Source organism: Streptomyces coryli (genome assembly GCF_011044975.1).
Classification (GTDB): domain Bacteria; phylum Actinomycetota; class Actinomycetes; order Streptomycetales; family Streptomycetaceae; genus Streptomyces; species Streptomyces coryli.
On sequence record NZ_JAAKZV010000097.1, the window covers coordinates 21594 to 27798 of the forward strand.

At 73.0% G+C, this 6205-nt stretch carries 8 protein-coding genes and 1 riboswitch; of the genes, 5 read left to right on the top strand and 3 right to left on the bottom strand.

Going from position 1 to position 6205, the window contains the following annotated elements; translation table 11 throughout:
- Nucleotides 1–38: 38 nt before the first annotated feature.
- The 3 genes from thiE to G5C51_RS21535 all read right to left on the bottom strand — a co-directional run bounded on the left by thiE (nucleotide 39) and on the right by G5C51_RS21535 (nucleotide 2389).
- Nucleotides 39–659, bottom strand: a complete 621-nt coding sequence (gene thiE, locus G5C51_RS21525; RefSeq protein WP_338118245.1) for a thiamine phosphate synthase — start codon at nucleotides 657–659, stop codon at nucleotides 39–41.
- Nucleotides 660–736: 77 nt separating this feature from the next.
- Nucleotides 737–1102, bottom strand: a complete 366-nt coding sequence (locus G5C51_RS21530; RefSeq protein WP_165239781.1) for an Rv2175c family DNA-binding protein — start codon at nucleotides 1100–1102, stop codon at nucleotides 737–739.
- Nucleotides 1103–1159: 57 nt separating this feature from the next.
- Nucleotides 1160–2389 (bottom strand): FAD-dependent oxidoreductase, encoded by a 1230-nt coding sequence (locus tag G5C51_RS21535; RefSeq protein ID WP_165239782.1) that lies wholly within the window; start codon nucleotides 2387–2389, stop codon nucleotides 1160–1162.
- 64 nt (nucleotides 2390–2453) lie between these two features.
- A riboswitch (TPP riboswitch) is annotated at nucleotides 2454–2565 on the top strand.
- On the opposite strand from G5C51_RS21535, the gene thiO reads away from it, so the two are divergent.
- The 5 genes from thiO to G5C51_RS21560 form a co-directional block, all read left to right on the top strand.
- Nucleotides 2563–3732 (top strand): glycine oxidase ThiO, encoded by a 1170-nt coding sequence (thiO, locus tag G5C51_RS21540; RefSeq protein ID WP_165239783.1) that lies wholly within the window; start codon nucleotides 2563–2565, stop codon nucleotides 3730–3732. It overlaps the preceding riboswitch by 3 nt.
- A complete protein-coding gene (gene thiS / locus G5C51_RS21545; RefSeq protein ID WP_165239784.1) occupies nucleotides 3729–3941 on the top strand; it encodes a sulfur carrier protein ThiS in 213 nt (70 codons plus the stop codon). The genes thiO and thiS overlap by 4 nt, the downstream gene beginning before the upstream one ends.
- An 8-nt stretch (nucleotides 3942–3949) precedes the next feature.
- Nucleotides 3950–4768, top strand: coding sequence for a thiazole synthase (locus tag G5C51_RS21550; protein WP_165239785.1), 819 nt, complete (start codon nucleotides 3950–3952; stop codon nucleotides 4766–4768).
- Between the two features lie 9 nt (nucleotides 4769–4777).
- A complete protein-coding gene (locus G5C51_RS21555) occupies nucleotides 4778–5068 on the top strand; it encodes an SRPBCC family protein (protein ID WP_165239786.1) in 291 nt (96 codons plus the stop codon).
- Nucleotides 5069–5171: 103 nt separating this feature from the next.
- Nucleotides 5172–6205, top strand: a 1034-nt coding sequence (locus tag G5C51_RS21560) for a protein kinase domain-containing protein (protein ID WP_165239787.1), incomplete at its 3' end; no start/stop codon positions are given.

Here is a 6205-nt window from a genome sequence, read left to right on the forward strand (position 1 = left end):
GTCACCGTCAGTCCCAACAGTCGAGCCGATATGCCCGATTAATGAGACCGCAGCCGCTTGGCGAACTCCGCCGCCGCGGCACCCGGATCATCGGCCTCGGTAATGGCCCGTACGACCACCACCCGCCGCGCCCCGGCGTCGAGCACCTGATCAAGATTCCCGAGATCGATCCCGCCGATGGCGAACCACGGCCGCTCGGTCTCCAGCGAAGCCGCATACCGCACCAGCGGCAGCCCGGGAGCGTGCCGCCCCGGCTTGGTGGGCGTGGGCCAGCAGGGCCCGACGCAGAAGTAGTCCACCGCGGGCTCGGCAGCCGCAGCCGCCACCTGCGCCTCATCATGCGTCGACCGCCCCACCAGGACGTCGTCGCCGAGGATGGCCCGGGCATACGGAACCGGCAGATCCCCCTGCCCGAGATGCAGCACATCGGCGCCGATGGCATGCGCCACATCGGCCCGGTCATTCACGGACAGCAGCTTCCCGTGCCGCCGGCAGGCATCGGCGAACACGCCGAGCAGCTCCAGCTCCTCGCGCGCCTCCAGGGACTTGTCCCGCAGCTGCACGGCATCCACGCCACCGGCCAGCACCGCGTCGAGGAACTCACTCAGGTCCCCCTGCGCCTTCCTGGCGTCGGTGCACAGATACAGCCGTGCGTCCACGAGCGTCCTCCCCCTCGATACGGGCGTACGGGCCCCACGGACCCGTACGCCCGCCTGTCGATTTACCAGCCGTGACCCTACACAGCCAGCGCCTGAGCCCTGCGCTTCACCTCCGTGCCGCGGTTCTCCCGCAGGGCCTGCACCGGGGTGCCGGGCAGGGTCGGGTCCTCGGTGAAGAGCCACTCCAGCGCCTCTTCATCCGTGAAGCCGTCGTCCCGCAGGAGCGTCAGCGTGCCCACGAGCCCCTTGATGATCTTCTCTTCACCGATGAACTCGGCCGGCACCATCAGCACGCGGTTCTCACCGCGCCGGACGGCGATGAGCTGGCCCTCCTTGACCAGCTGCCGCACCCGGGTCACTTCGACGTCGAGCATCTCGGCGATGTCGGGGAGGGTGAGCCAGGTAGGCACGAGAGCATCGATTCTTGCGTCAATCTCGGTCACATGGACAAGCCTGCCATCCCGGACCGACGTCCGGAATGGGGCGCCGCCATTGGGGGGTCACCCGGCGAGCGCGGCCTTCAGCGGCGTCCCCGGGTCCGCGGCCTTCCCGGCGTCGATCCGCGCCCCCTTCTCGATCAGCCGCCGCCCCTGCGCGAGGTCCCGCGGCCGCCCCACGGCGAGCAGCGCGACCAGCACCCCGTCGCGCAGCCAGCACACCGACCAGGCGGCCGCCTGCGGGTCCCCGCGCCACACCAGCTCATCGGCGGCGCCGTGATGCCCCGCGTACTGCACGAACCGGCCGAACTGCTCGGACCAGAAATACGGCACCGGGTCGTACGCGACGCCCGTCGGATCCGCGCAGCAGTCGGCGATGACATTGCCGGCGACGGTGCGCGGCCCCTGCAGCGCGTTGTCCCAGTGGTGAATCAGCAGCCGCTCGCCGTACCGGGCGGACGGAAAGGACGCGCAGTCCCCGACCGCGTACACATCGGGCGCCGAGGCCCGCAGCCGGTCGTCGGCGACCACGGCACCGTCAGGACCGAGCTCGACGCCGGACCCGGCCAGCCACCCGGTCGCGGGCCTGGCCCCGATGCCGACGACGACGGCATCCGCGGGAATCCGCCGGCCGTCTTCAAGCTGCACAGCGCCCGCGGCGACGCTCTCTACCCGGGCCCCGGTCAGCAGCGTGGCCCCGCTGTCGGCGTACCAGCGCGTCATCGGCCCGGCGACCTCGGCGGGCAGCGCCCCGGCCAGCGGCCGGTCGGCGGCCTCGACCACGGTGACGCGACACCCGGCCTCCCGCGCCGCGGTGGCGAACTCGGCCCCGATCCACCCGGCCCCCACCACCACGATGTCGTGCTTGGCGGCGAGCACAGGCCGCAGCCGCCCGGCGTCGTCGAGCGTGCGCAGCAGATGGACGCCGGGGACGCCCTCAACCCCCGGCAGCTGGACGGGTTCCGCGCCGGTGGCGATGACCAGGGTGTCGTACGGGACAGGCCCGCCCTCGGTCCGCAGCTCCTTCGCGGCGGTGTCGAGCCCGGCGACGTGGACGCCGAGCCGCAGCTCGATCCCCAGCCCGCCGAAGTCGACGTCGAGCGCGGAGTCCTCAGCCTTGCCGAGGAGCACCGCCTTGGACAGCGGGGGGCGGTCGTACGGCTGATGAGGCTCGGCGCCGATGAGCGTGATCGGCCCGGCCCAGCCCTCCTCACGCAGCGCGACGGCCGTCTGCACGCCGGCCATTCCCGCACCGACGATGACGCAGCGCTGCGCCTTTGTTCGATGGCTCACGCGATCACCTTAGCGGTGGGCCCGGCAGACCCACAGGACGCACCGCGCTACCCTGGGCGCTGCAGAGCGCCATCGCGGGAGCCCGGACGTACCGGGCTGAGAGGGGGGCTGTCGGCCCCCGACCGTACGAACCTGATCCGGGTCATGCCGGCGAAGGGAGGGGCTGGAAGCCCGTGCATACGCAACCCCATAGGAACCCCGACGTCCTCGTGATCGGCGGCGGCATCATCGGTCTCGCCACCGCCTGGCGGGCGGCCGGGCGCGGCCTGCGGACGGCCCTGGCCGACCCCGCGCCCGCCCGGCACGGCGCGGCCAACGTCGCCGCCGGCATGCTCGCCGCCGTCACCGAACTCCACTACGGCGAGCAGGATCTGCTCGCCCTCAACCTCGCCTCGGCCCGCCGCTACGCGGCCTTCGCCGCCGAACTCCACGACGCCACCGGCCACCACCTCGGCTACCGCCCCTGCGGCACCCTCGCGGTCGCCCTCGACGCCGACGACCGCGCCCACCTGCGCGAACTCCACGATTTCCAGGTGCGGCTGGGCCTCGACTCGCAGTGGCTGCAAGGCCGCGAATGCCGCCGCCTGGAGCCGATGCTCGCGCCCGGCGTCCGCGGCGGCCTGCGCGTCGACGGCGACCACCAGATCGACCCCCGCCGCCTGGTCACCGCGCTGCTCACCGCCTGCGAGCGGGCCGGGGTGGTCTTCCACCGGCAGCACGCCGCCCGCCTCACCACCGGCCGCGACCGCGCCACCGGCGCCGTACTCGACGACGGCACCACCGTCTCCTCTGCCCGTACAGTCCTGGCCGCCGGCAGCCGCAGCGCCGCCCTCCCCGGCCTGCCGGACGAAGTCCGCCCGCCGGTACGGCCGGTGAAGGGCCAGGTCCTCCGGCTGCACATGCCCGACGCGCGGCACGGCGCCTTCCTCTCCCGCACCGTCCGCGCGATGGTCCGTGGCTCGCACGTCTATCTCGTCCCCCGCGCGGACGGCGAGCTCGTCATCGGCGCGACCACCGAGGAGCTCGGCTTCGACACCACCGTCACCGCCGGCGGCGTCTACGAGCTGCTCCGCGACGCCCACGCCCTGGTGCCGGGCCTGACCGAGCTGCCGCTGGCGGAGACGAGCGCGGGCCTGCGCCCCGTAACCCCCGACAACGGCCCCCTGCTGGGCCCCACCGCCCTCCCGGGCCTGCACCACGCCACCGGCCACGGCCGCAACGGCGTCCTGCTCACGCCGGTCACCGCCGACGCCATGACCGAGGCCCTCACCGACGGCGAACTCCCGCCGGAAGCCCGGCCCTTCTCCGCGCGGCGGTTCGACAAGGAGCTGATCAGGACATGACCCGCACGACCCGCATCTCGGTGAACGGCGAACCCCGCGAACTCCCCGCCGACACCACCCTCGACCGCCTCGTCGAGACCCTCACCCAGGCCCCCAAGGGGGTGGCCGCCGCGCTCAACGAGGCCGTGATCCCCCGCGGCCAGTGGCCCACCACCCCCCTCACCGACGGCGACCGCGTCGAGGTCCTCACCGCAGTCCAGGGAGGCTGAGCAGCGACATGGCAGACGACGTCCTCACCATCTCCGATACGACCTTCACCTCCCGGCTCATCATGGGCACCGGCGGCGCCCCCAGCCTCGACATCCTGGAGCGCGCCCTGCTCGCCTCCGGTACGGAGCTGACCACCGTCGCGATGCGCCGGCTCGACCCCGGTGTGCAGGGCTCCGTGCTGTCCGTGCTCGACAAGCACGGCATCCGCGTCCTGCCGAACACGGCCGGCTGCTACACCGCAGGGGAGGCGGTCCTCACCGCCCGCCTCGCCCGCGAGGCGCTCGGCACCGACTGGGTGAAGCTGGAGGTGATCGCCGACGAGCACACCCTTCTCCCCGATCCGGTCGAGCTGCTCGACGCCGCCGAGACCCTCGTCGACGACGGCTTCACGGTGCTGCCGTACACGAACGACGACCCCGTCCTGGCCCGCAAGCTCGAGGACGCGGGCTGCGCCGCGATCATGCCGCTCGGCTCCCCCATCGGGTCCGGCCTGGGCATCCGCAACCCGCACAACTTCCAGCTGATCACCGAGCGCGCCACGGTCCCGGTGATCCTCGATGCGGGCGCCGGCACCGCCTCCGACGCCGCCTTCGCCATGGAACTGGGCTGCGCCGCCGTCATGCTCGCCTCGGCAGTCACCCGCGCCAAGGAACCGGTCCTGATGGCCGACGCCATGCGCCACGCAGTCGAAGCCGGCCGCCTCGCCCACCGCGCCGGCCGCATCCCCCGCCGCCACTACGCCGAGGCCTCGTCCCCAGCGGAGGGCACGGCCCGGCTGGACCCCGAACGGCCCGCCTTCGTGGCGCCCGCACGGACGGCCACCTAGCGTGACGATGTGACAGCCACCGAGCACGAGATCTTCGTAAACGTCCCGGTCCAGAACGTGTGGGCCACGCTCACCGACCCCGCGCACCGGCAGCGCTGGTACGGGGCCGGGGAGCTCACTGTGGAGGTGGAGGAGCCGATGCGTACCTTCGCCTTCCGGTCCGGCAGCGGTCTCGTCGGGTTCACGTTGCAGATCGGTCCCGGGGGTACCCGGGTGCTGCTGCGGGAGACCGAGCGCAGTCCGCGCGACTGGGACGCGGCCCTGGCGGAGATCTCCGAGGTCGCGCAGTCCCTGTCGTAAGGCGGCCCGCCTGTCACCGTTCCGCTGCAGAACCGCACCCACACCGCACCTACCTGCGCCGACCGTGCCTGGACCCGGTCGTATGGGACGTAGAATCCGACCCGTGGATACGACCCTGCAGGACCCGCTGGTCGGCCGCACGCTGGACGGCCGCTATCGCGTCGACGCGCGCATCGCCGTCGGCGGCATGGCCACGGTCTACCGGGCCGTCGACACCCGCCTCGACCGCGTACTGGCGCTGAAGGTGATGCACCCGGCCCTCGCCGCCGACGGCTCGTTCGTCGACCGCTTCATCCGGGAGGCCAAGTCCGTCGCCGCCCTCGCCCACCCGAATGTGGTGGGCGTCTACGACCAGGGCACCGACGGCACCTACGTCTATCTGGCGATGGAATACGTGGCCGGCTGCACCCTCCGCGACGTGCTCCGCGAGCGCGGCGCGCTGCAGCCGCGAGCCGCCCTGGACATCCTGGAGCCGGTGCTGGCCGCCCTCGGCGCCGCCCACCGCGCCGGACTCGTGCACCGCGACATGAAGCCGGAGAACGTCCTCATCGGCGACGACGGCCGCGTCAAGGTCGCCGACTTCGGCCTGGTCAGGGCCGTGAACACGCACACCACCTCCTCCACGGGCTCGGTCCTCGGCACCGTCTCCTACCTCGCCCCCGAGCAGATCGAGCAGGGCATCGCCACCCCCCGCGTCGACGTCTACGCCTGCGGCGTGCTGCTCTACGAGATGCTCACCGGCGCCAAGCCGCACGCCGGCGAATCCCCCGCCCAGGTCCTCTACCAGCACCTCCACGAGGAGGTCGGGCTCCCGTCCGAGCTCGTCCCTGACCTGGCCCCCGAACTCGACGGCCTGGTCCTCGCCGCCGCCGCCCGCGAGCCGGAGCGGCGCCCCGAGGACGCCGTGGAACTGCTGTCGAAGACCCGCGCCGCCCGTTCCGCGATGAGCAACGCCCAGCTGGACGCCATACCCCCGCAGGCCATCGCCGTAGCGGACGACGGGCACGACACCTCCGGCGACCGCACCAGCGTGCTGCCCAGCCAGGCCGTGGCCCAGGCCCAGCACCCGGAGCTGAACCGCACCAGCCGGATGATGCTGCCCCCGCCACCCACCGTGGGCGGTGACGACCCCGCGGC